General features: G+C 64.0%; 22 protein-coding genes. 4 read left to right on the plus strand and 18 right to left on the minus strand.

Translation table 11 applies throughout. The features are described 5' to 3' along the window. Positions 1-39: 39 nt before the first annotated feature. The 3 genes from LN047_RS16340 to LN047_RS16350 are packed head-to-tail and all read right to left on the minus strand — an operon-like array spanning position 40 to position 2,783. Positions 40-1,077 (minus strand): branched-chain amino acid ABC transporter permease, encoded by a 1,038-nt coding sequence (locus LN047_RS16340; protein WP_142054751.1) that lies wholly within the window; start codon positions 1,075-1,077, stop codon positions 40-42. A 3-nt stretch (positions 1,078-1,080) separates the two neighbouring features. Then, the gene (locus LN047_RS16345; protein ID WP_373979597.1) at positions 1,081-1,959 is read right to left on the minus strand and encodes a branched-chain amino acid ABC transporter permease; all 879 of its coding nucleotides are present in this window, start codon (positions 1,957-1,959) and stop codon (positions 1,081-1,083) included. Next, the gene (locus LN047_RS16350; protein ID WP_056318900.1) at positions 1,959-2,783 is read right to left on the minus strand and encodes an ABC transporter ATP-binding protein; all 825 of its coding nucleotides are present in this window, start codon (positions 2,781-2,783) and stop codon (positions 1,959-1,961) included. The genes LN047_RS16345 and LN047_RS16350 overlap by 1 nt, the downstream gene beginning before the upstream one ends. A gap of 253 nt (positions 2,784-3,036) precedes the next feature. Here LN047_RS16350 and LN047_RS16355 point away from each other — a divergent pair, with 253 nt between their 5' ends. Next, positions 3,037-3,840 (plus strand): enoyl-CoA hydratase-related protein, encoded by an 804-nt coding sequence (locus tag LN047_RS16355; protein ID WP_313695837.1) that lies wholly within the window; start codon positions 3,037-3,039, stop codon positions 3,838-3,840. A gap of 2 nt (positions 3,841-3,842) precedes the next feature. Here LN047_RS16355 and LN047_RS16360 read toward each other — a convergent pair whose 3' ends face one another. From LN047_RS16360 to LN047_RS16370, 3 genes are read right to left on the minus strand one after another with little or no spacing between them, the layout of a single operon-like run. Beyond that, positions 3,843-4,628 (minus strand): enoyl-CoA hydratase/isomerase family protein, encoded by a 786-nt coding sequence (locus tag LN047_RS16360; protein ID WP_373979598.1) that lies wholly within the window; start codon positions 4,626-4,628, stop codon positions 3,843-3,845. Further along, a complete protein-coding gene (locus LN047_RS16365; RefSeq protein WP_180098820.1) occupies positions 4,625-5,836 on the minus strand; it encodes a CaiB/BaiF CoA-transferase family protein in 1,212 nt (403 codons plus the stop codon). Before LN047_RS16365 ends, LN047_RS16360 begins: the two co-directional genes overlap by 4 nt. Before the next feature lie 20 nt (positions 5,837-5,856). Further along, the gene (locus LN047_RS16370; protein WP_373979600.1) at positions 5,857-6,831 is read right to left on the minus strand and encodes a Bug family tripartite tricarboxylate transporter substrate binding protein; all 975 of its coding nucleotides are present in this window, start codon (positions 6,829-6,831) and stop codon (positions 5,857-5,859) included. Positions 6,832-6,956: 125 nt separating this feature from the next. On the opposite strand from LN047_RS16370, the gene LN047_RS16375 reads away from it, so the two are divergent. Continuing rightward, a complete protein-coding gene (locus LN047_RS16375) occupies positions 6,957-7,898 on the plus strand; it encodes a LysR family transcriptional regulator (RefSeq protein ID WP_373979601.1) in 942 nt (313 codons plus the stop codon). 3 nt (positions 7,899-7,901) lie between these two features. On the opposite strand, the gene LN047_RS16380 is transcribed toward LN047_RS16375, so the two are convergent. The 11 genes from LN047_RS16380 to uvrB all read right to left on the minus strand — a co-directional run bounded on the left by LN047_RS16380 (position 7,902) and on the right by uvrB (position 17,486). After that, on the minus strand, positions 7,902-8,786 hold the full coding sequence (locus tag LN047_RS16380; protein ID WP_056318885.1) for a methylglyoxal synthase: 885 nt from the start codon (positions 8,784-8,786) through the stop codon (positions 7,902-7,904). A gap of 166 nt (positions 8,787-8,952) precedes the next feature. Next, positions 8,953-9,147, minus strand: a complete 195-nt coding sequence (iscX, locus tag LN047_RS16385) for a Fe-S cluster assembly protein IscX (RefSeq protein ID WP_175234282.1) — start codon at positions 9,145-9,147, stop codon at positions 8,953-8,955. Then, positions 9,147-9,488, minus strand: a complete 342-nt coding sequence (gene fdx / locus LN047_RS16390) for an ISC system 2Fe-2S type ferredoxin (RefSeq protein WP_175234281.1) — start codon at positions 9,486-9,488, stop codon at positions 9,147-9,149. Before fdx ends, iscX begins: the two co-directional genes overlap by 1 nt. Positions 9,489-9,497: 9 nt before the next feature. Then, entirely contained in the window at positions 9,498-11,360 is a 1,863-nt protein-coding gene (gene hscA / locus LN047_RS16395; protein WP_280022907.1) for a Fe-S protein assembly chaperone HscA, read from the minus strand. Between the two features lie 71 nt (positions 11,361-11,431). Then, the gene (gene hscB, locus LN047_RS16400; RefSeq protein ID WP_373979604.1) at positions 11,432-11,944 is read right to left on the minus strand and encodes a Fe-S protein assembly co-chaperone HscB; all 513 of its coding nucleotides are present in this window, start codon (positions 11,942-11,944) and stop codon (positions 11,432-11,434) included. A 3-nt stretch (positions 11,945-11,947) separates the two neighbouring features. Beyond that, on the minus strand, positions 11,948-12,271 hold the full coding sequence (gene iscA / locus LN047_RS16405) for an iron-sulfur cluster assembly protein IscA (RefSeq protein ID WP_056318874.1): 324 nt from the start codon (positions 12,269-12,271) through the stop codon (positions 11,948-11,950). A 2-nt stretch (positions 12,272-12,273) separates the two neighbouring features. Beyond that, positions 12,274-12,678 carry a Fe-S cluster assembly scaffold IscU gene (iscU, locus tag LN047_RS16410; protein ID WP_056318871.1) on the minus strand — a complete coding sequence of 135 codons (405 nt, stop codon included), beginning with the start codon at positions 12,676-12,678 and terminating at the stop codon, positions 12,274-12,276. 33 nt (positions 12,679-12,711) lie between these two features. Continuing rightward, positions 12,712-13,923, minus strand: a complete 1,212-nt coding sequence (locus LN047_RS16415) for an IscS subfamily cysteine desulfurase (RefSeq protein ID WP_180098478.1) — start codon at positions 13,921-13,923, stop codon at positions 12,712-12,714. Between the two features lie 21 nt (positions 13,924-13,944). Then, positions 13,945-14,484: a Fe-S cluster assembly transcriptional regulator IscR gene (gene iscR, locus LN047_RS16420; RefSeq protein WP_056318865.1), complete on the minus strand. Its 540-nt coding sequence runs from the start codon at positions 14,482-14,484 to the stop codon at positions 13,945-13,947. Positions 14,485-14,676: 192 nt separating this feature from the next. Beyond that, positions 14,677-15,168: a low molecular weight protein-tyrosine-phosphatase gene (locus tag LN047_RS16425; RefSeq protein ID WP_006386176.1), complete on the minus strand. Its 492-nt coding sequence runs from the start codon at positions 15,166-15,168 to the stop codon at positions 14,677-14,679. Between the two features lie 251 nt (positions 15,169-15,419). Further along, positions 15,420-17,486 carry an excinuclease ABC subunit UvrB gene (uvrB, locus tag LN047_RS16430; RefSeq protein WP_373979608.1) on the minus strand — a complete coding sequence of 689 codons (2,067 nt, stop codon included), beginning with the start codon at positions 17,484-17,486 and terminating at the stop codon, positions 15,420-15,422. Between the two features lie 75 nt (positions 17,487-17,561). Here uvrB and LN047_RS16435 point away from each other — a divergent pair, with 75 nt between their 5' ends. Then, the gene (locus tag LN047_RS16435; RefSeq protein ID WP_056318860.1) at positions 17,562-18,761 is read left to right on the plus strand and encodes an amino acid aminotransferase; all 1,200 of its coding nucleotides are present in this window, start codon (positions 17,562-17,564) and stop codon (positions 18,759-18,761) included. A 146-nt stretch (positions 18,762-18,907) separates the two neighbouring features. Beyond that, positions 18,908-19,558, plus strand: coding sequence for a transcriptional repressor LexA (gene lexA / locus LN047_RS16440; protein WP_062840730.1), 651 nt, complete (start codon positions 18,908-18,910; stop codon positions 19,556-19,558). A gap of 179 nt (positions 19,559-19,737) precedes the next feature. Here lexA and lon read toward each other — a convergent pair whose 3' ends face one another. After that, entirely contained in the window at positions 19,738-22,188 is a 2,451-nt protein-coding gene (lon, locus tag LN047_RS16445) for an endopeptidase La (protein ID WP_056318855.1), read from the minus strand. Between the last annotated feature and the right edge of the window lie 128 nt (positions 22,189-22,316).

Here is a 22,316-nt window from a genome sequence, read left to right on the forward strand (position 1 = left end):
GGTCTTATGGGTGGCCGCCGTCACGCCGCACGCATCGCGCTACGTACGGAAAGGCCAGAGGTGAAAGAATCGGCGCACGCGCCGCCAGATTTCCGCGAGCCCGTGCGGCTCGAAGATCAGAAAGCCCACGATCAGCAGGCCGAAAACGATGGTGCGCACCGGTGAGATCAGCCGCAGCGCATCGCCGCCCACGGGCAGCCAGCCGACAACAAGCTTCAGAAACTCCGGCACCATCGTCATGAAAAGCGCGCCCAGGATGGATCCCAGGATCGAGCCCATGCCGCCCACGATGATCGCCGCCAGAAAGAAGATCGACATGATGAGCGGAAAGCTCTCGGGCGTGACCACCCGGAAAAAATACGCCCACAGACCGCCCGCCACGCCGGCATAGAACGAGGACAGCCCGAACGAGAGCAGCTTGTAGCGCAGCAGGCGGATACCCAGCACCTCGGCGGAAATGTCGCGGTCGCGGATCGCGATGAACGCGCGGCCGATGCGCGTGCGAAAAAGATTCGCCGCGCCCAGCACCATCAGCACGGTCACGGGCACGATCAGCCAATAGATCTTGAAGGACGTATCCAGGTCCAGCCCCAGGATGCGCGCCGGCGGCACCTGCAACCCTGAGGTACCGCCCGTGAACTGCCAGTTCGCGAAGATGAAGTGCGCGATGAACGACGCGGCAATCGTCGAGATCGCCAGGTACAGTCCCTTCACCCGCAGCGAGGGAATACCCACCAGCAGCCCACCCAACATCGCCACCACGCCGCCCGCCAGCAGATTCACCAGGACCGGCGTGCCCAGGTGCAGCTCCATGACTGCGACCGTGTACGCGCCAAGGCCCATGAACGCCGCCTGCCCCAGGCTGACCAATCCGGTGTAGCCGGTCAGGATGTTCAGCCCCGTCGCGCTGGCGATGTTGATCGCGACCAGGCACGCAAGATAAAGCCAATAGGCATTCGCCACGAAGGGAAACAGCACCAGCGAGGCCGCCAGCAGCGCCAGCCACACGTGCTGCGTGCGCGTGTCGAATAGCGCCTCGTCGGCCAGGTAGGTCTGTTTGGCGGTCGCGATACGCATGGATCAGAGCCTCTCGATTTCACGGGTGCCGAACAGGCCGTAGGGCCTGGCCATCAGCACGACGACCAGCACGACGAACGTGGCCAGCAGCTTGTACTCGCCGCCCAGATAGGCGCCCGCCCAGGCCTCCAGCAGGCCGATGAAGATGCCGCCGACCAGCGCGCCCGCGACGCTGTCCAGACCGCCGACGATCACCACCACCAGCACCGACAGCCCGAACACGCCCATCGACGACGAGATCCCGCCGATCGCGCCCACGATCACGCCGGACACCGCGGCGATGGCGCCCGCCGTCACCCACGCCAGCGAAAACACGCGCGGCACATTGATGCCCATTGCATAGGCCGCGCCCTGGTCCGACGCCGTCGCACGCAGCGCCACGCCGCCGCGCCAATAGCGAAACACCACCAGCACCAAAAGCGCCAGCACCACCGCCACCCAGAAGCCGTAGAACACCTTGGGCGCCACGAACGCCTCGCCCACCATGACTGGCGCGCGCGGCATGAATTCCGGCAGGCGCCGCTGGTCCGCCGTCCAGATAAGCTCGACTGCGCCGACCAGTATCGACGCCAGACCCACGGTAATCATGAAGACAGAGATCGGCGATTCGCCCAGCATCGGACGTATGGTCAGCCGCTCGACGACGGCGCCCAGCGCGCCCGACACCACGACCGCGCCCCCGATGGCCAGCCAGATCGGCCACTCCATCCCCGACGCGAACGCATAGAACACGTATGCGCCCAGCATCAGGAATTCGCCAATGGCGATGTTCACCACGCGGGTCGCCTTGTAGACGATCACGAACGCCAGCGCGGCCAACGCATACAGGCCGCCGCTGCCCAGTCCCGCCAGCGACACCTCCAGGAAGAACAGCCAGTCCATCAGGCCGCCTCCCGCAGCCGCCGCCGCAAATCTCCTACGTCGCCCGCGCCCAGATACGCCTTGATGACTTCCGGATTGGACTGCACCTGCGCCGGCGTGCCGTGGGCAATCACCTGCCCGAAGTTCAGCACCACGACGTGATCGGACAGGTCCATCACCATGCCCATGTCGTGCTCCACCATCAGCACCGTCACGCCCCACTCGGCACGCGCATCCAGGATGAAGCGCGCCATGTCGTCGGTCTCTTCGCGGTTCATGCCCGCCACGGGCTCGTCCAGCATCAGCACCTTGGGCTGCATCGCCAGCGCCCGCGCCAGCTCAACCCGCTTTTGCAGCCCATACGACAGCGCCGCGACCGGCGCGTGGCGGATGTGATCGATCTCCAGGAAATCGATGATGCGTTCTTCGATGTCCGCCCGCAGCGCCATCTCCTCGCGGCGCGCGCGGCCCAGGTAAAAAAGCGCATCCAGCACATTGGTGCGCAGGTGCGCGTGGCGGCCCAGCTTGATGTTGTCCAGCACCGTCATGCCGCGAAACAGCGCGATGTTCTGGAAGCTGCGCGCCAGACCCAGCTTGGCGCGATCGGGCGCGTGCATGCGTGTGATGTCGCGGCCCTCGAAGTGGATCCGTCCCGCCGCAGGCTTGTAGAAACCGGAGATCGTGTTGAACAGCGAGGTCTTGCCGGCGCCATTAGGGCCGATGACCGTGGTGATGGAGCCCTGCTCCACGCGAAAGCCCACGTCGGTAAGCGCCTTGACGCCGCCAAACGCCAGCGTCACCCCATCGGCCTGCAACAAGGCAGGCCTGTCGGACTGATCCACCATTTGTCTCCCCGCTTTGATGCGAAGTTATTTTGCCGCCTGGGGCGGACATTTTTTACGACGGTGAACCTGGCGGCCCTGCGAGGCAGGAGATGCAACGAACCTGTCTTTACCTTCGCCAGTACAGCGCCGGAAAATCGTTCTATGCGTTACGCTAAGCGTGCTCAAAACCCAACCAAGCAAGCGCTTGGTTCAAAACATAGCATCGCGGTTTTTTGATCGACAGTTGGTATTTACCCGACAACGGAGACTCGCCATGACCCAGGAACCACCGAAGTTCCAGACGCTGTTGCTCGAGACCGACGGCCCCGTCGCCACGCTCACCCTCAATCGCGCGGACGCGCTCAACGCCATCGACGTGGCCATGGCGTGCGACCTGTTGCGCGCCGCGCAGTGGATCGAAACGTGCGACGCGGTGCGCGTCGTGCTGCTGCGCGGCACGGGCAAGGCATTCTGCGCGGGGGGAGACATCGGCATGTTCACCGGAGAGCCCGACAAGGTACGCGCCACGCTGTCGGAACTGTTCACGCCGCTCAATGCATTCGTTGCGCGCATCCCTCGCATGGACAAAGTCTGGCTCGCGCAGGTCCACGGCGTGGCGGCGGGCGCGGGCCTGTCGCTCGTCCTGGCCTGCGACCTCGCAATCGCCGATGCGGGCGCGCGCTTCATGACGGCCTACCTGAAGCTCGGCGCGACGCCCGATGCCGGCATGACGCATGGCCTCATGCGCGCCGCCGGCCCCAAGCGCGCACTGGATCTCCTCTTGCGTCATGACGCCTTCACGGCCGACGAGGCGCAGGCCTGGGGCATCATCACGCGCACCGCGCCTGCCAGCGAACTTGCTGCCGCGGGGCAAGCTTATGCCCAAGACATCGCCCGCCACGCGCCGCACGGCATTGCGGGCGCCAAGGCATTGCTGCGCAGCGCCGCGCACGCGCCGCTGGAAGCCCAGTTGGCCGAGGAAACGTCGCGCTTCCTGCAGTCGGCCGCACGCGCCGATTTCGCCGAAGGCGTGGCGGCGTTCCGCGAAAAGCGGCCGCCCCGCTTTACCGGCCAATAGCGTTAGCGCGTCTCGCCGACGCTTGCCCAGTCGGGCGCCCGCTTCTGCACGAAGGCGCTCAAGCCTTCGCGCGCCTCTGGCGTGGCCGCGGCGTTGCAGAACACTTCCACCGCCGTGGCCACCCGGCGCCGATACTCGTTGTCGTTGCTGTACACGAACGCGCGCCGGCCCATCGCCAGGACCTCCGGCGGCTTCTGCGCCAGCGACCGAGCCAGCGTGCGCGCCTCGTCCAGCAGTTCGGCTTCGGCGGCGACACGCGACACCAGCCCCATCGCCTGCGCCTCGCCGGCACTGAACGTGCGGCCGGTAAAGAGCAGATCGAACGCCCGATGCTTGCCCACCACTGCCGGCAGATGCACGTAATGAATGGCGGGCAGCACGCCCACGTCGATCTCCGGGTAGCCAAACGTCGCGCTGTCGGCGGCCACGATCATGTCGCTGGAAATCGCCACCGTCATGCCGCCGCCGCGCACGGCCCCAGACACCACCGAAATGGATGGTTTGGTCAGGTTGAACTGCGCGTCATACAGCTTGATGTAGAGCCGGGTCAGCAACTCCCGCACACGCGCGGGCGTGCTTTGCAGCAGCTGCTTCATGTCCAGCCCGGCGCAGAATCGCCCGGGCAGGCTGCTGGCCAGCAGCACTGCCCGCACGCCCGCATCCGCATTCGCATTTTCCAGCGCACCAATCAGCGCGTCCAGCACCCCCACGTCCAGCGCGTTGACGGGCGGATGGCATAGGTGGATTTCCGCAATGCCATCGCGGACTTCGTAACGCACCGGATTCATGCCGTTCCTTTATCGAAGGGGTGCTGCTGCACGCTGCCACTGACCAGCATCGCGGCAATCTCGCTTGCCTCAAAGCCCAGCTCCGCCAGGATTTCACGGCTGTGCTCGCCCAACATCGGCGCGGGCCGCGCGGCCTTGCGCGGCTGCCGCCCAAAACGCACGGGCAGGCCTATATTGCGCACTTCGCCTAGCGCCGGATGCTCGGTCGTCACGATCAGTTCGCGCGCCGCGACCTGCGGATGCGCCAACGCCTGGTCCAGCGTATGGATCGCCGAACACGCGATTCCCTTTGGTTTTAGCAATGCCAGCCATTGCGCCACCGACCGCGTTTCGATGCGCGACTGCACCAGGGCGACGGTCGCATCAAAGTTGCGGACTCGCTCGGCATTGGTCGCAAACGCCGGATCGTTCACATATTCCTGCAACCCCGCCGCCGCGCAGAAGCGCTGCCACTGCGCGTCATTGCCCACACCCAGCATGAGGTCGCCATCGGACGCGCGAAACGCCTGATACGGACACATGGCGGGATGGCCCGTGCCCATCCGGCGCGGCACCTTCCCCGTGCGCCAATAATTCTGCGCCATGTAAGACATCAGCCCCAGCGACGTATCCAGCAGCGACACATCCAGGTATTGCCCCTTGCCCGTCTGCCCGCGCTCGAGCAGCGCCGCCAGAATGCCGCTCAGCGCAAACGATCCCGTGCCCAGATCCACCGGCGAAAAGCTGGCGCGCGCAAAATTGCCATCCGGCTCGCCCATCGTGCTGATCATGCCGCTGAAGGCCTGCAGCATGACGTCGTAGCCCGGCTCGTCGCCCATCGGCCCTTCACGGCCGTAGCCCGAGATCTCGCAGTACACGAGACGCGGATTGAGGCGGCTCAGCGTCTCGTAATCGACACCCAGGCGCGCCGCGGTCTTGCCGCCAAAGCCCTGCAGCACGACATCGGCCTGGCCGGCCAGTCGATGGACCACCGCCCGCCCCGCTTCGGTCTTCAGGTCCACCGCGAGGCTGCGCTTGTTGTGATTGACCGCCAGGAACGTCGCGGATTCGCCGGCCTCCTGCGGCAGCCACGCGCGCGTGTCGTCGCCCGTGCCCACCGGCTCGACCTTGATCACGCGCGCCCCCAGTTCGCCCAGATACTGCCCGCACAACGGTCCGGCCAGCACCTTGCTCAGATCCAGGACCGTGATGTTCTTCAATGGCGTCATGCGATGCCTGCCTTCCATGTTCACTGCTCCGCCTTCAGCCCGATCGTCTTCGCCGCCTGCGTCCATTGCGCGGTTTCCTGCTTGAAGAACTCGTCAAGCTTGGCCGGCGCCACCTGAAAGGCCTCCGCGCCCCGCTCCTGCATGGCCTGGCGGTAAGCGTCGCTGGCCACCACCTTCGCGACCGCGGCACGCAGTTTCTGCACCACGTCATCCGGCGTGCCGGCAGGCGTCTGCAGCGCGAACCAGAATTTCAGATCCAGGGCGGGATAGCCCGCCTCCTTCAGCGTCGGCACATCCGGCAACAGCGGCGAACGCGCCGCCGACGTGATCGCCAACGCCTTGAGCCGGCCGCCTTGCACCTGGCCGATGCTGGTGGACATGCTGTCGAACAGAAAGTCGACCTGACCGCCGATCACGTCCGTCACGGCGTTGGCGCTGCCTTTGTAAGCCACGCCCACGGCCTGAAAATTGGCCAGTTTCTGCAGCGAGGCGCCATACACGTGCGGCGAGCTGCCCGGACCAAACGTGGCGTAGCTCAAGCCCTGCGGCGCGCTGCGCCCGCGCTCCACCAGTTCAGCCAGCGTCTTGACGGGCGTGCGCTCGGGGTTGACGACCAGCAGGTTCGGCATGGCGCCTGTCGTGCCAACGGGCACGAAATCCTTGGCCGGATGCATCTTTGCGCTGGGGTACATCAACGGATTGATGGCCTGCATGGCCACCGTGTTGTGCATGAGCGTGTAGCCGTCGGCCGGGCCATTGAGCACGCTCTGATAGCCCACGTTCCCGCTCGCGCCCGGCTTGTTCTGCACGATGACCTGCTGGCCCAGTTCGCGCGCCAGCGGCTCGGCCACCAGGCGCGCGATGAAATCGGTCGGCCCGCCCGCGGAAAACGGCACGACCAGCGTGATGGGCTTGGCGGGCCAGGCATCTGCAAACGCGGGGGCCGACACCGCCGCCGAAGCAAGGCAGGCAGCGAATAGTTTGTTGAGCGTCATGTTGTCTCCTGTGATTTTTCTTGGATGACGCTCATTATGGAAAGCGGATTGATATATTAGAAATACCGTTTAAATATGCAGGCCATAACAAAAACATGATGGTCCGCACCGTCCGGAGCCCTCTCATGTCCATGTCCATCCGTGCGATGCAGTGCTTTGTCGCCGTGGTTTCAACGGGTTCGATCAGCCGTGCGGCCGCCGCCTTGCACGTAGCCCAACCGGCGCTCAGCCTGCTGATCCGCAACCTCGAGGAAGATCTGGGCGTCGTGCTGCTGCATCGCAGCGCGCGTGGCGTCACGCCCACCGCCGCCGGTTCACGGCTGCTGGCGCATGCGCGCGAGATCCTTGGCCGCATCGACGCGGCGCGCGCGGACGTGCGCGAAGACATCAACGCCCCGCGCGGAACGGTATCGCTGGCAATGTCGATGTCGATGGCCAAGCTGCTGACCGTGCCGCTCCTGCGCTTTTCCCTCGCCCAATGGCCGGGCGTCTATCTGAAGATCATCGAGTCCAGCACCGGCTACATTCCCGGCTTTGTCAGCTCGGGGCACGCCGACCTGGGGCTCACGTTCAGCGACGAGGCGTCGGTCGACCTTCGATTTCAGCATCTGATCGACGAAGAGCTGGTCGTGGTGTCGCCGCCCGCGGCAAAGCCCAGCAAGCGCGCGGCATCGGATCTCGCTGGGCTACCGTCCATCAGCCTGCGCGCGTTGTCGGCGCTGCCGCTGGTGTTGCCAGGCAATCCGCATAGCCTGCGCCGGCTGCTAGACCAATACCAGCAGCGCGAACAGGTGCAATTCCGCATCATTGCCGAGGCCAACGCCATTCCGCAGCTCATCGAGCTGGCGCAGGCCGGCGTCGCCAGTACGATCCTGTCTTACGAGGCCGTCCGCCAGGAAGCCGCCCGCGGCCTGGTCGTGCTGCGCCGGATCGCCAGGCCCAGGCTGACGCGTCCGGTCTTTCTGTGCCGCTCGGATGTCTTGCCGCTATCGATGGCGGCAGCGGCCGTCGCGGACCGCGTCGCTCGCATCATCACCGGCGCTGGCCCGGCCGCGACGCGCGCGTAGCGGTCAGATGCCGCGTTTTTCGACGGCTTGCGCCCAACGGCGCGCGACGGTGGGAGACGTGGCGCAGGTGGCGGACTCGGTCACCACGCGCACCGCGCGTTCCAGCAACTGGATGTCGGCCTCGTGCTGGCGCGCGACGTGGGGGTCTTCGAAGAAGATGACGCGCTGGCATTGGTGCTCCAGCACCAATTCGGCAATCTGCGCATCGCCGCCCAGCGGGCCGCTGAGGTAACGGTGAACCCACGGCGTATCCTTGGGCCAACCGCGCGACCAGGCCAGCTCGTTCAGGCGGCCGCCCGTCGTGCCCGTGGCCACGCGCCGCGCAAACCGGGACAGCACATCGAAGTGCTCGCTGGCAAAGGCCACCATTTCGTCCTTGAGCGCATCGTGGGCGATCATCGCCAGCGTCTGGCCCGAGAAATTGAAATGGCGCGACACAGACGCGTCCGGCGCCAGACCCGCATGGATGCGTTCGACCTCCATCCATTCGATGGCGCCGGCCAGCGTCGAAATGAAAGGCCGGCCATGCGTGATGCACTGCCGCTTGAGCGCAAGCGCTTCCGGAAAAATCGAGGACGGATCCACGGGATCAATCAGGTAGATCGCGCCGTCGAACGGCGCCTGGCCATCGCGGCCTTCGGTCACGCGCGCCACCAGCTTCATCAGACCGCCCTCGCGGCCGTACGGATAGCGAATCAGGCCGGAGTAACCCTGCAACATGCCCTCGCGCACGATCGCATCATGGGTGCGCCCCACCGTGTGCAACTGCACGCCCAGCTCGCGGATGGTGGACGAGCACGAACGCAGCCAGGTGAACAAGGCAGCGTCGGGGGTTTCGTGGTGCAAACGATTGGCGGCCAGGCCAAAACGCAGTTGGGCAGCGGGCATCGGTAGACTCGGCTGGAAAGGACAACAAACGGATCCCCGATGATACCGTGGCCTGCGCGACGCCGGCATGTCAAACACGGCGGCAGACCATCGCCGGCCAACGGCGCGGCGCGGCCGCGCCCAAAAAAAACGCTCCCGGAAAGGGAGCGCTCTAGGCAAATCACGTTCAGTCGGCTTCGTCGATCCAGGCCATCTGGATGGCCTCCAGGATCTTCTCGCCACAGTGCGCGGGATCGTCGGAAAAGCCCGGCAAAGCCATGACCCAGTCGCGCAACTGCGTGAAGCGCAGCGCCTTGGGGTCGACGTCAGGATGCGCGTCGTACAGCGCGGTGGCAATCTCGTAGGTGTCGGTCCACTTCATCAATGACCCTCTTTGGCGTGATTGATCGTGTACTTCGGAATCTCGACCGTCAGGTCGGTGTCGCTTACCAGCGCCTGGCACGACAGCCGCGAGGTCGGGGTCAGGCCCCAGGCCTTGTCCAGCAGGTCTTCCTCGTCGTCCGTTGCGTCTTCCAGCGACGAATACCCTTGCTTGACCACCACATGACAGGTCGTGCAGGCGCACGACAGTTCGCACGCGTGCTCGATATCGATGTGGTTATCCAGCAGCACACGGCAGATCGACACCCCCTTGGGCGCGTCTTCGATCACCGCGCCTTCGGGACAGTAGTCGGGATGAGGCAATACAGTCAGTTTCGGCATAACTTCTTATCAGGCGATTTCGTCAAGTTTGCGGCCGGCAAGCGCGGCGCGGATACTGCGGTCCATGCGGCGCGCGGCGAACTCATCCGTCGCGGCCGACAGGGCCTGCACGGCTTGGGTCACGGTGTCCACGTCCTGCGCCTGCTGCGCAGCAATGGCCCCTTGCAGGCATTCATCCACGCGCTTGCGTTCATCCGGGTCCAGCAGGTCGCCGTCGACGGCCAGCGCGGCCTGCACCGATTCCACCAGCTGACGCGCATCCACCTGCTGCTCGCGCAACATACGCGCCTTCGCATCGGTGTCGGCCTGCGCCACGCTGTCGGCCAGCATCTTGGCGATCTCGTCATCGGACAAGCCGTACGACGGTTTGACCGACACCATCGCCTCGACGCCCTGGCTTTGCTCGCGCGCGGTGACGCTCAGCAGGCCGTCCGCGTCCACCTGGAAGGTCACACGGATACGCGCCGCACCGGCCACCATGGGCGGAATGCCGCGCAGTTCAAAGCGCGCCAACGAACGGGAATCCGACACCAGATCGCGCTCGCCCTGCACCACGTGGATGCTCATGGCCGTCTGGCCATCCTTGAAGGTCGTGAATTCCTGCGCGCGCGCGACCGGAATGGTGCTGTTGCGCGGGATGATGCGTTCGACCAGGCCGCCCATCGTTTCCAGACCCAGCGACAGCGGGATCACGTCCAGCAGCAGCCAGTCCTCGCCCGGCGCACGGTTGCCCGCCAGCAGATTGGCCTGCAGCGCGGCGCCCAGCGCCACCACCTGGTCGGGATCCAGATCGGTCAGCGGCTCCGTGCCAAACACCTTGGCCACGGCAGCGCGCACGACGGGCATGCGCGTGGCGCCGCCCACCATCACCACGCCGCGCACGTCGGCCGGCTTGAGCGCCGCATCGCGCAGCGCGCGGCGCGCCGTGTCCAGCGTGCGCTCGATCAGCGGCTGAGCCAGGGATTCGAATTCGTCACGGGTCAGCGTCAGCGCGACATCGCGTCCGCCCGACAGCGTCAGCTTCAGGCTCGTCACGTCGGAATCCGACAGCGTTTCACGAGCGGCGCGCGCGGCCATCAGCAAGCCCCGGCGCTCGGCGGGCGACAGCTCGCCCAAGCCCAGTTTCGCCACGGCGTGGTCCGCGATCAGGACATCGAAGTCGTCGCCGCCAAGCGCCGTATCGCCGCCCGTGGAGATCACCTCAAACACACCCTGCGTCAGGCGCAGGATGGAGATATCGAATGTGCCGCCGCCCAGGTCATAAACCGCGTAAACACCCTCGGCAGCATTGTCCAGGCCGTAGGCAATCGCGGCCGCGGTCGGCTCATTCAAGAGGCGCAGAACGTTCAGGCCCGCCAAGCGCGCGGCGTCGCGCGTGGCCTGACGCTGTGCGTCATCAAAATACGCGGGCACGGTAATGACCGCACCCACCAGTTCGTCGCCGAGCACGTCTTCGGCGCGCTGGCGCAGCACCGCCAGGATCTGCGCGGACACTTCAACCGGGCTCAGATCGCCCTGCGCCGTGCGGATCCGCACCATGCCGGGGGCATCCACGAATTCATACGGCGCACGCGTCGCGCGCGCCTCTTCCAGCGACCGGCCCATGAAACGCTTCACGGAGACGACCGTGTTCAGCGGATCCTCGGCTTGCTGGGCCAGGGGCTCACGGCCGGTCGTGACCTTGCCGCCAGGGAAATAACGCACTGCCGACGGCAGCAAGGCATGGCCTTGCGCGTCAGGCAGCACTTCGGCAACGCTGCTGCGCACGGCAGCAACCAGCGAATTGGTGGTGCCCAGGTCAATCCCGACCGCCAGCTTGCGCTGGTGCGGCGCGGGCGATTCGCCGGGCTCGGATATCTGCAATAAGGCCATGATTCTTTCTTCTGGTCAGTAGGCCACGCCGTGCAGGCGCCCGTGTCGGGCACGCCCCAGCGCGCCGTTGGCTATCCCGCGGGCTGCACGTTGGCCAGCTCCTGCGCCAGCTTTTCCACGAACATCCATTCCCGCACCTTGCGCCCGGCAGCCGCGTAATCGCGTTCCTCATCCAGGAGGCGCGTCAGCGTGGCTCGCATTTCGGCGCGCGCCGCGTCCAGCTCGGCTTGCAGCGTGTCCAGCACGCCGGCGTCATCACGCGCATCGTCCAGCATCTCGCGCCAGGTCATCTGCTGCATCAGAAAGGCCGCGTCCATCGACGTGTTGCTTTCCGTCTGAAGGTCCACGCCCGCCTGCTCGCACAGGTAGCGCGCCCGCAGCAGCGGGTCCTTCAATTCGCGATATGCCTCGTTGGCGCGGGCGGCCCACTGCATCGCCACGCGGCGCTCCGCAGGGCTGGCCGTCGCGAACCGGTCGGGGTGAACCTTCGCGGCGACGCTGCGCCAGGCGTGTTCAAGCGTCTGGCCGTCCAGGTCGAAACGTGCCGGCAAGCCAAACAGGCTGAAGTGATCGTCACCAGCCAAGACTTACACCGTGAACGACTCGCCGCAGCCGCAGGTCGCCTTCTCGTTGGGGTTGCGGAACTTGAAGCCTTCGTTCAGGCCCTCGCGGGCATAGTCCAGCTCCGTGCCATCGAGATACGAAAGGCTCTTGGGGTCAATGAAGACCTTCACGCCAAAACTCTCGAAGACGACATCTTCCGCCTCAACCTCGTCGACATACTCCAACTTGTAGGCCATGCCGGAACAGCCCGTCGTCCTAACGCCGAGCCGCAAGCCGATACCCTTTCCGCGCTTCTGCAAGTAGCGGCCGATATGGGTGGCAGCCTGTTGGGTCAGGGTAACGGACATGATCAGCCCGCCACAGCTTCGGCAGTGGCCGAATGCTTTTCTTTGTAGTTCTGCACCGCGGCCTTGATCGCGTCTTCGGCCAGGATGGAACAGTGCACCTTCACCGGCGGCAGGGCCAGCTCTTCGGCGATCTGCGTGTTGCGGATGCTCATCGCTTGATCCAGCGTCTTGCCCTTGACCCACTCGGTGACGAGCGAGCTGGAAGCGATGGCCGAGCCACAGCCGTAGGTCTTGAAGCGCGCGTCTTCGATCACGCCGGCTTCGTTCACCTTGATCTGCAACTTCATGACGTCGCCACAGGCCGGCGCGCCGACCATGCCGGTGCCCACCGACTCGTCCGACTTGTCGAACGAACCGACGTTGCGGGGATTTTCGTAGTGATCCAGAACTTTGGTGCTGTAAGACATGTTAATTCTCCACGTATTTCGAGGCGCGGGCGCTTAGTGCGCGGCCCACTGCACGGTGTTCAAGTCGATGCCTTCCTTGGCCATTTCCCACAGCGGCGACATATCGCGCAGCTTGCCAACCCGGCTCTTGAGCAGCTCGACCGCAAAGTCCACTTCCTTCTCGGTCGTGAAACGACCCAGCGTGAAGCGGATCGAGCTGTGCGCCAACTCATCGTTGCGGCCCAGGGCGCGCAGCACGTACGAGGGCTCCAGGCTGGCCGACGTGCAGGCCGAACCGCTGGACACCGCCAATTCCTTGATCGCCATGATCAGGGACTCGCCTTCGACGTAATTGAAGCTGACGTTCAGGTTGTGCGGCACGCGCTGGTCCATGTCGCCGTTGAGGTAGACCTCTTCGATTTCCGACAGGCCCTTCCAGAGGCGGTCGCGCAGCATGCGGATGCGCTCGTTCTCGGTGCCCATTTCTTCGCGGGCCAGGCGGAATGCCTCGCCCATGCCGACGATCTGGTGCGTGGCCAGCGTGCCCGAGCGGAAACCGCGCTCATGGCCACCGCCGTGCATCTGCGCTTCGATGCGGATACGCGGCTTGCGGCGCACATACAGCGCACCGATGCCCTTCGGGCCGTACGTCTTGTGGGCCGAGAACGACATCAGGTCGACCTTCAGCTTTTGCAGATCGATTTCCACCTTGCCGGTCGCCTGAGCGGCGTCCACGTGGAAGATGATGCCCTTTTCGCGGCAGATTTCGCCCAGCGTTTCCACGTCCTGGATCACGCCGATTTCGTTGTTCACCATCATCACCGACACCAGCACGGTGTCGGGACGCAGCGCAGCCTTGAAGACATCCAGGTCGATCAGGCCGTTGTCCTTGACGTTCAGGTACGTGACTTCGAAGCCTTGGCGTTCCAGTTCACGACAGGTGTCAAGCACAGCCTTGTGCTCGGTCTTGACCGTGATGATGTGCTTGCCGCGTTCGGCGTAAAAGTTGGCTGCGCCCTTGATGGCCAGGTTGTCGGATTCGGTGGCGCCGGAGGTCCAGACGATTTCGCGCGGGTCGGCATTGACCAGCTTGGCGACTTCTTCGCGGGCGCGTTCGACGGCCTCTTCGGACTCCCAGCCAAACGCGTGGCTGCGCGAGGCCGGGTTGCCAAAGTTTTCGTACAGCCAGGGCACCATGGCGTCGACGACACGGGGGTCGACAGGCGTCGTGGCCGAATAATCCAGATAGATCGGACGGGTGGTCATTTCTACAACTCCTGATGCTTCTTATACGGTGGCGTTGGCAGCCACAGTCGTGGTTGGGGCGTTGGCGGCGGTCGCGCCTCCCACCCGGTTCACACGCACTGCGCAGGCCTGCGCTTGATTGGTGGCTTCCTGCAGTTGGCGCACACGCTGCTGATCAACGAGATCCTGCAGGGACACCGAATCCAGGTAATCCACCATCTTGCGATTCAACGTCGCCCAGAGTTCGTGCGTCATGCACTTGCCCGGCTTGCCGTCGTTGCCGCTCGTACAGTCCCGCTTGCCACCACAGCTGGTCGCATCCAGCGGTTCGTCGACGGCGAAGATGATGTCCGCGACCGTCACGTTGCGCGCCAGACGCGCAAGCGAATAACCGCCGCCCGGGCCGCGGACACTGTCCACGAGCTCGTGACGGCGGAGCTTGCCGAAAAGCTGTTCAAGATACGAAAGCGAAATATTCTGACGCTGGCTGATGGCCGCAAGAGTGACCGGACCGCTATGCTGCCGCATAGCCAGGTCGATCATGGCAGTCACGGCGAAACGCCCTTTGGTAGTTAGCCGCATGGTGAATTCCCTGTGATTCCGGCAGTGGCCGCCAGCGAATCCAGCGGTCAATACCCGAGTAATTGGCTCAAGTATAGCCTATTCCCGACTAATTTGGTATGGCTCCGGGCTATAAAAAACCGCGCATCTGCGCGGTTTTTCACTGCCTTATACCTGAAGAGCCGCTCTGCCAGCGGCTCCACGACCAAGCAATCAGGCAGCCTGGTACTGGGTAGCGCGCTTGCGGACCAATTCGAGGACGCCCTGACAGGCATCTTCCAGGTAATCCAGAACCTTGCCGAAGCCGTCGGCGCCGCCGTAGTAAGGATCGGGCACGGTGGCTTCTTCGAATTCATTGGCGAAGCGCATCAGCAGCATCAGCTTGTGCTGGTATGCCTTGGGGCATTGCTGCTGCATGGCGGACAGATTGTCCCAGTCCATGGCGAGGATAAGATCGAAGTCACGGAAATCTTCCGCGGTGACCTGACGCGCCTCGCAGTGAGTGATCTCGTAGCCGCGCTTGCGAGCTGCAGCCTGCGCCCGGGCATCAGGCGCCTCGCCAATATGAAACGCGTGCGTGCCCGCGGAGTCGATGCGAACGACATCGCCCAAACCCGCGTCATTCACCAAATGGCGAAACACGCCCTCTGCGCTCGGCGAGCGACAGATATTGCCCATGCAAACGAAAAGTACCTTGGTCATCATGGAAGCAAGTGTGAGGGAAAACCCGAGATAAGGCAAGCTTTTTTTGCGTCCGCGCAATTGACGCAGCGCAAATCAGAGGCCGGCATAACCACAACAAAATCATGGGCTTGCAAGCTTATATTCAGGTAACCATTGAGATGCAAACCGCGCAAAATTCCCGAATGGTTACACCATGATTGCAACGCACCACTTTTTGCGGCTATTCAGGAATCAGTAAGCGTCTGGACATGAATTGAAACATCCATATCCCACTACACCGCCCCATCGAGCAGCACCCGCTGCTTGAGCGCATTGAGAGAATCCCGAGCTGCGGCCGCCTGCTCGAATTCGAGGTTGCGCGCGTGATCCATCATCAGCTTTTCCAGACGCTTGATCTCGCGGGCCAGCGCCTTTTCGTCCTTCAGCAGTTCGGCGGGCACTGCGGCCTCCAGCGTGTCATGCTGGGCGGGCGCCACGATACCGTCGATCAACTCGCGCACGGCCTTCTGCACACCGCGAGCGGTGATGCCGTTGTCGAGGTTGAATTGCAGCTGTTTGGTGCGCCGGCGGGCAGTTTCATCCATGGCGCGCTTCATCGAGTCCGTGATCCGGTCGGCATAGAGGATCGCGTGACCATTGAGGTTGCGCGCCGCGCGGCCGATGGTCTGGATGAGGCTGCGCTCCGAACGCAGGAAGCCTTCCTTGTCGGCGTCCAGAATGGCCACGAGCGACACTTCGGGAATGTCCAGCCCTTCGCGCAGCAGGTTGATGCCCACCAGCACGTCGAACGTGCCCAGGCGCAAGTCGCGCAGGATTTCGACGCGCTCGACAGTATCGATGTCCGAGTGCAGGTAGCGCACCTTCACGCCATGCTCGCTCAGGAAGTCGGTCAGGTCTTCGGCCATGCGCTTGGTGAGCGTCGTGACCAGCACGCGATCTCCTTGCGTGACACGCGCCTTGATCTGCCCGAGCAGATCGTCCACCTGCGTGCGGGCGGGCAACACCTGCACGAGCGGATCGACCAGCCCCGTGGGGCGCACCACCTGCTCCACGACGTTGTCCGCATGTTCTTGTTCGTACGCGGCCGGTGTTGCCGATACGAACACACATTGGCGCATCCGCGTTTCGAACTCTTCGAGCTTGAGCGGGCGGTTGTCCAACGCGGACGGCAGACGAAAACCGTACTGCACCAACGTCTCCTTGCGCGACCGGTCTCCGCGATACATGGCGCTGAGCTGGCCGATGGTCACGTGGCTTTCGTCGATGAACATCAGCGCATCGGATGGCAGGTAGTCGATCAGGGTCGGCGGCGGCTCGCCCGGCGCGGCGCCGGACAGATGGCGCGAGTAGTTCTCGATGCCCTTGCAGAATCCCAGCTCCTGCAGCATTTCCAGATCGAAGCGGGTACGCTGCTCCAGACGCTGCGCCTCGACCAGATGGCCGTCGTCAACGAAGCGCTTGACGCGTTCGCGCAGTTCTTCCTTGATGGTTTCGATGGCGCGCAGCACGGTGTCGCGCGGCGTCACATAGTGCGAACCGGGATAGACGGTGAAGCGCGGCAGCTTCTGGCGGATACGGCCAGTCAGCGGGTCAAACAATTCCAGGCTTTCGATTTCGTCGTCGAACAGCGTCACGCGCAACGCGAGCTCGGCGCTTTCCGCCGGGAAGATATCGATGGTTTCGCCCCGCACGCGAAACACCCCGCGCGTGAACTCCGCGTCGTTGCGGGTGTATTGCATGGCGACCAGGCGCGCGAGGATCTCGCGCCGGGCGATCTGGTCCCCCGCACGCAGGATCAGCACCATCGCGTGATAGTCGCCGGGGTTGCCGATACCGTAAATGCACGACACGGTGCCCACGATGATCGTGTCGCGGCGCTCGAGCAGGCTCTTGGTGGCCGACAGCCGCATCTGCTCGATGTGTTCGTTGATGGACGAATCCTTCTCAATGAACAAGTCGCGCGTCGGCACGTAGGCCTCGGGCTGATAGTAGTCGTAGTAAGAAACGAAGTACTCGACAGCGTTCTTCGGGAAGAACTCGCGCATTTCGGCGTAGAGCTGCGCGGCCAGCGTCTTGTTGGGCGCAAGCACCAGCGCCGGGCGGCCCATGCGCGCAATGACGTTGGCCATGGTGTAGGTCTTGCCCGACCCGGTCACCCCCAGAAGCGTCTGGTACATGAGGCCGTCTTCGACACCCTGGGTCAGCCCTGCGATGGCCGTGGGCTGGTCTCCCGCCGGCGGATAGGGTTGGTAGAGATGAAACGGGCTGTCTGGGAAATCGACGAATCCCGGACCTGCGGCGGGAGCCCCCGCGCTCGGGTCTATTGCGCTCTTAGGCATGCTAGACTGTTCCAGGGTAAACCCCCCATTATCCACAGCACCTCGTACTGCGTCCACCCACCTCATCAGAGTCCCATGAGCACCCTTTTCGATTCCGTCGAGCTCGCGCCGCGCGACCCCATTCTTGGTCTGAACGAACAATACAACGCGGATACCCGCCCCGGTAAAGTGAACCTGGGCGTGGGCGTGTATTACGATGATCAGGGACGGATCCCGCTCCTGGGCGCAGTGCGCAAGGCTGAAACCGCCCGCATCGAAGCCGCTGCCGCCCGCGGCTATCTGCCGATCGAAGGCATTGCCGGCTACAACGCCGGTGCGCAGGCCCTGCTCCTGGGCAAGGACTCCGCGCTGGCCGCCGCCGGCCGCGTGCTGACCACGCAAGCCCTGGGCGGCACCGGCGCCCTGAAGATCGGCGCCGACTTCCTGCGCCAGCTGTTGCCGGGCTCGAAGGTGCTGATCAGCGATCCCAGCTGGGAAAACCACCGCGCGCTGTTCGAACGCGCCGGCTTTGAAGTCGGTACGTACGCCTACTACGACGCCGCCACCCGTGGCCTGAACTTCGAAGCCATGCTGGCCGACCTGAAGGCCGCGCCCGCCAAGACCATCGTTGTGCTGCACGCATGCTGCCACAACCCCACCGGCGCTGACCCCACCGCCGACCAGTGGAAGCAGATCGCCGCCGTCGTGAAGGAAAACAACCTGGTCCCGTTCCTGGACATCGCCTACCAAGGCTTCGGCGACGGCCTCAAGGAAGACGCCGCGGTCGTGCGCCTGTTCGCCGACATGGACATGACCATGTTCATCAGCTCGTCGTTCTCGAAGTCGTTTTCGCTGTACGGCGAGCGCGTCGGCGCGCTGACTGTGGTCGCCGGCAGCAAGGACGAAGCCACGCGCGTGCTGAGCCAGCTCAAGCGCGTCATCCGCACCAACTACTCGAACCCGCCCACGCACGGCGGCACGGTCGTCTCGACGGTGCTGAACACGCCCGAGCTGTTTGCCCTGTGGGAAGAAGAACTGGCCGGCATGCGTGATCGCATCCGCCTGATGCGTGCTCAACTGGTCGACAAGATCAAGGAACACGGCGGCAAGCAGGACTTCAGCTTCGTGCTCAAGCAACGCGGCATGTTCTCGTACTCGGGCCTGTCCGCCGCCCAAGTGGACCGCCTGCGCGAAGAACACGGCGTCTACGCCGTGTCCAGCGGCCGCATCTGCGTGGCCGCGCTGAACAGCGGCAACATCGACAAGGTGGCAGCCGGCATCGCAGCCGTGCTGTAAATCACGTCGGCAGTGCGCCGTCAGCAGTCGAAACGGGACCTTCGGGTCCCGTTTTTGTTGGCCTCGTGCCCCGCTTGCTTTTTTGCGCTACGTCCCCCAGAATGGCGCTGTATATATGTACAGTCCGCTCACACCGGATCATCGCCATGGCCAGCAAACTCACGGATCGCCAACAACAAATCCTGGACCTCATCAGGCAAACGGTCGCGCGCACCGGCTTTCCGCCGACCCGCGCCGAAATTGCCCAGGCCTTGGGTTTTCGCTCTCCCAACGCCGCAGAAGACCACCTCAAGGCATTGGCACGCAAGGGCGCCATCGAACTCACGGCTGGCGCCTCACGCGGCATCCGGCTCAAAGATGCCGCCGCCGCGCCGGTGCAATCGTCGCTTCCCATCCCCGCCCTCGCCCAGCTTCTCTTGCCGCTGGTCGGCCGCGTGGCTGCTGGCAGCCCCATCCTTGCAGCCGAGCACGTCGAGCGCGAAGTTGGCGTGGATCCCAGCCTTTTCGCACAAGCCCCCGACTACCTGCTCAAGGTGCGCGGCATGAGCATGCGCGACGCGGGCATCCTCGAAGGCGATCTCCTGGCCGTCAAGAAGGCCTCTGAAGCGCGCAACGGCCAGATCGTGGTGGCCCGCCTGGGTGACGACGTCACGGTCAAGCGGCTCCAACGCCAGAACGGTCATATCGAACTGCTGCCTGAAAATCCCGACTTCGAAACGATCGTGGTCAAGGCCGATCAGGAATTTGCGCTGGAAGGCATTGCGGTGGGTCTCATCCGCACTCAAGCGCTGCACTAGGCTGCAGTTCTCTGGCGGGCGCTCCCACCCCACCCGGCCAAACTGGCAGGCAAGCCCACCAAAAAGAAATCCCCGCTCATGAGAGCGGGGTTTTTTGCTTTCGGGCGTCAACAAGATCTGGTGACGCCTTTCGGCTTCGGGCACCCTCTTTCGAGGGCGCCCCGGCGTTCAAGACGCCATCAGTGCTTCATCACCGGGTCGGTCGAGCCAGGTTCCGCAGGTTTGGCAACCAGCGGCTCCTTGACGGCTTCTTCCTCGGCCAGGGGCTCCGGCAGACGCTCCAAGGCCAGTTCCAGCACCTTGTCGATCCAGCGGACCGGCACGATCTCAAGGTGGTTCTTGACGTTATCCGGGATCTCCGCCAAGTCCTTGACGTTTTCTTCCGGGATCAGAACCGTCTTGATACCGCCGCGGTGGGCCGCCAGCAGCTTTTCCTTCAGACCGCCGATCGGCAGGACTTCACCACGCAGCGTGATCTCGCCCGTCATGGCGACATCGGCGCGCACCGGGATGCGCGACAGCGCCGAGACCATGGCGGTGGTGATCGCAATACCCGCGGACGGACCGTCCTTGGGCGTCGCGCCTTCCGGCACGTGCACGTGCATATCGTGCTTTTCGAAGACGCTATCGGCAAAGCCCAGACGGCGAGCCCGCGAACGCACAACCGTGCGCGCCGCCTCGACCGACTCTTTCATCACATCGCCGAGCGAACCCGTGCGCTGGATGACGCCCTTGCCGGGCATGTCCGCGACTTCGATCGTCAGCAGGTCGCCGCCGACTTCTGTCCACGCCAGGCCGGTCACCTGGCCGATCTGGTTTTCCTTTTCGGCCATGCCGAACGCGTAGCGGCGCACGCCCAGGTAGTCGCTGAGGTTGTCGGCCGTGACGTTGACCGCCTTGACCTCCGGCGTCTTGCCCTCGGCCTTGGCGCGATCGCTTTGGGTCAGCAATTGCTTGATGACCTTGCGGCAGATCTTGCCGACTTCGCGCTCGAGCGCACGGACACCGGCTTCGCGGGTGTAGTAGCGCACGATATCGCGCAGCGCGCTGTCGTCCACGGTCAGCTCGGTATCCTTCACGCCGTTGTTCTTCATCAGCTTGGGCAGCAGATGGTCGCGGGCGATGTGGATCTTTTCTTCCTCGGTGTAACCCGACAGGCGGATCACTTCCATGCGGTCCAGCAGCGCCGGCGGAATATTCAGCGTGTTGCTGGTCGCCACGAACATGACATCCGACAGATCGAAGTCGACCTCGATGTAGTGGTCCTGGAACGTATGGTTCTGTTCCGGATCCAGCACTTCGAGCAAGGCCGACGAGGGATCACCGCGGAAATCCATGCCCAGCTTGTCGATTTCATCAAGCAGGAACAGGGGATTGCGCACGCCGACCTTCGACATGTTCTGCACGATCTTGCCGGGCATGGAACCGATATACGTACGGCGGTGGCCGCGGATCTCGGCCTCGTCGCGTACGCCGCCCAGGGCCATGCGCACGAACTTGCGGTTCGTGGCCTTGGCGATCGACTGACCCAGCGAGGTCTTGCCGACGCCCGGAGGGCCGACCAGGCACAGGATCGGCGCCTTCACCTTGTCCACGCGCTGTTGCACGGCAAGATACTCGAGGATCCGTTCCTTGACCTTTTCGAGACCGTAGTGGTCGTTGTCCAGCACCGTTTCGGCGTTGCTGATCGAGTTGTTGATCTTGCTCTTCTTTCTCCAGGGGAGATTGATGAGCGTGTCGATGTAGTTGCGCACCACCGTGGCTTCGGCCGACATGGGCGACATGAGCTTGAGCTTCTTGAGCTCGGCATCGGCTTTCTTGCGCGCCTCTTTGGGCATGTGGGCAGCGATGATCTTCTTTTCAAGCTCTTCGATGTCCGCGCCCTCTTCGCCTTCGCCCAGCTCTTTCTGAATGGCCTTGACCTGCTCATTCAGGTAGTAGTCGCGCTGGCTCTTTTCCATCTGCTTCTTCACGCGGCCGCGAATCCGCTTCTCGACCTGGAGGATGTCGATTTCGGTTTCGAGTTGCGTGAGCAGACCTTCGAGGCGTTCGGAGGTGCCGGTGATCTCGAGCATCTTCTGCTTCTGCTCGAGCTTCAGGGGAAGATGCGCGGCGATCGTGTCAGCCAGGCGGCCAGCATCGTCGATGCCAGCCAGCGAGGTGAGGATCTCGGGCGGGATCTTCTTGTTGAGTTTTACGTACTGCTCGAACTGCGCAACGATGGCGCGGCGCAAGGCTTCGGTTTCGGAGCCCTGCATGGCGTCCGGTTCGATGGGCGACACCTGGCAGGTGAAGTGCGAATCGGCGTCTTCGATGGAGTTGATGCGGGCGCGCTGCGTACCCTCGACCAGCACCTTTACGGTGCCGTCAGGCAGCTTGAGCATCTGCAGGATGCCGGCGACGCAGCCGATCTCGTATACGTCTTCAGGCGTGGGGTCATCTTTGCCGGCGGACTTTTGGGCCACCAGCATGATGCTTTTGCCCGCTTCCATCGCGACCTCGAGCGCGCGGATGGAGCGCGGTCGGCCGACGAACAGCGGGATGACCATGTGCGGGAACACTACGACATCGCGCAGCGGCAGCAGGGGAAGGTCGATCGGGTCGGAAGGCAGGGTCTGGCTGGCAGACATATGAGGTTCCTCGGTATGACTCGGCGTATGGGGACGGGACACCCGGGTAATACCCGAGCAAACTCGTCAATTACGTCTGTTATGGGAACAATAGCCGAAAATTCAAGATCTCGGCCGCCTGGATCACC

It is taken from the genome of Achromobacter sp. JD417, assembly GCF_041879325.1.
GTDB classification, from domain to species: domain Bacteria; phylum Pseudomonadota; class Gammaproteobacteria; order Burkholderiales; family Burkholderiaceae_B; genus Achromobacter; species Achromobacter mucicolens.

Coding starts and splice junctions, on each gene's coding strand:
- LN047_RS16435 (WP_056318860.1), top strand. CDS start 17,562: ATGAGCACCCTTTTCGATTCCGTCGAGCTCGCGCCGCGCGACCCCATT.
- lon (WP_056318855.1), bottom strand. CDS start 22,188: ATGTCTGCCAGCCAGACCCTGCCTTCCGACCCGATCGACCTTCCCCTG.
- LN047_RS16380 (WP_056318885.1), bottom strand. CDS start 8,786: ATGCCCGCTGCCCAACTGCGTTTTGGCCTGGCCGCCAATCGTTTGCAC.
- LN047_RS16355 (WP_313695837.1), top strand. CDS start 3,037: ATGACCCAGGAACCACCGAAGTTCCAGACGCTGTTGCTCGAGACCGAC.
- LN047_RS16360 (WP_373979598.1), bottom strand. CDS start 4,628: ATGAATCCGGTGCGTTACGAAGTCCGCGATGGCATTGCGGAAATCCAC.
- uvrB (WP_373979608.1), bottom strand. CDS start 17,486: ATGCCTAAGAGCGCAATAGACCCGAGCGCGGGGGCTCCCGCCGCAGGT.
- LN047_RS16340 (WP_142054751.1), bottom strand. CDS start 1,077: ATGCGTATCGCGACCGCCAAACAGACCTACCTGGCCGACGAGGCGCTA.
- iscU (WP_056318871.1), bottom strand. CDS start 12,678: ATGTCTTACAGCACCAAAGTTCTGGATCACTACGAAAATCCCCGCAAC.
- LN047_RS16375 (WP_373979601.1), top strand. CDS start 6,957: ATGTCCATGTCCATCCGTGCGATGCAGTGCTTTGTCGCCGTGGTTTCA.
- lexA (WP_062840730.1), top strand. CDS start 18,908: ATGGCCAGCAAACTCACGGATCGCCAACAACAAATCCTGGACCTCATC.
- LN047_RS16365 (WP_180098820.1), bottom strand. CDS start 5,836: ATGACGCCATTGAAGAACATCACGGTCCTGGATCTGAGCAAGGTGCTG.
- hscA (WP_280022907.1), bottom strand. CDS start 11,360: ATGGCCTTATTGCAGATATCCGAGCCCGGCGAATCGCCCGCGCCGCAC.
- LN047_RS16345 (WP_373979597.1), bottom strand. CDS start 1,959: ATGGACTGGCTGTTCTTCCTGGAGGTGTCGCTGGCGGGACTGGGCAGC.
- fdx (WP_175234281.1), bottom strand. CDS start 9,488: ATGCCGAAACTGACTGTATTGCCTCATCCCGACTACTGTCCCGAAGGC.
- LN047_RS16415 (WP_180098478.1), bottom strand. CDS start 13,923: ATGACCACCCGTCCGATCTATCTGGATTATTCGGCCACGACGCCTGTC.
- iscR (WP_056318865.1), bottom strand. CDS start 14,484: ATGCGGCTAACTACCAAAGGGCGTTTCGCCGTGACTGCCATGATCGAC.
- LN047_RS16425 (WP_006386176.1), bottom strand. CDS start 15,168: ATGATGACCAAGGTACTTTTCGTTTGCATGGGCAATATCTGTCGCTCG.
- LN047_RS16370 (WP_373979600.1), bottom strand. CDS start 6,831: ATGACGCTCAACAAACTATTCGCTGCCTGCCTTGCTTCGGCGGCGGTG.
- LN047_RS16350 (WP_056318900.1), bottom strand. CDS start 2,783: ATGGTGGATCAGTCCGACAGGCCTGCCTTGTTGCAGGCCGATGGGGTG.
- iscA (WP_056318874.1), bottom strand. CDS start 12,271: ATGTCCGTTACCCTGACCCAACAGGCTGCCACCCATATCGGCCGCTAC.
- iscX (WP_175234282.1), bottom strand. CDS start 9,147: ATGAAGTGGACCGACACCTACGAGATTGCCACCGCGCTGTACGACGCG.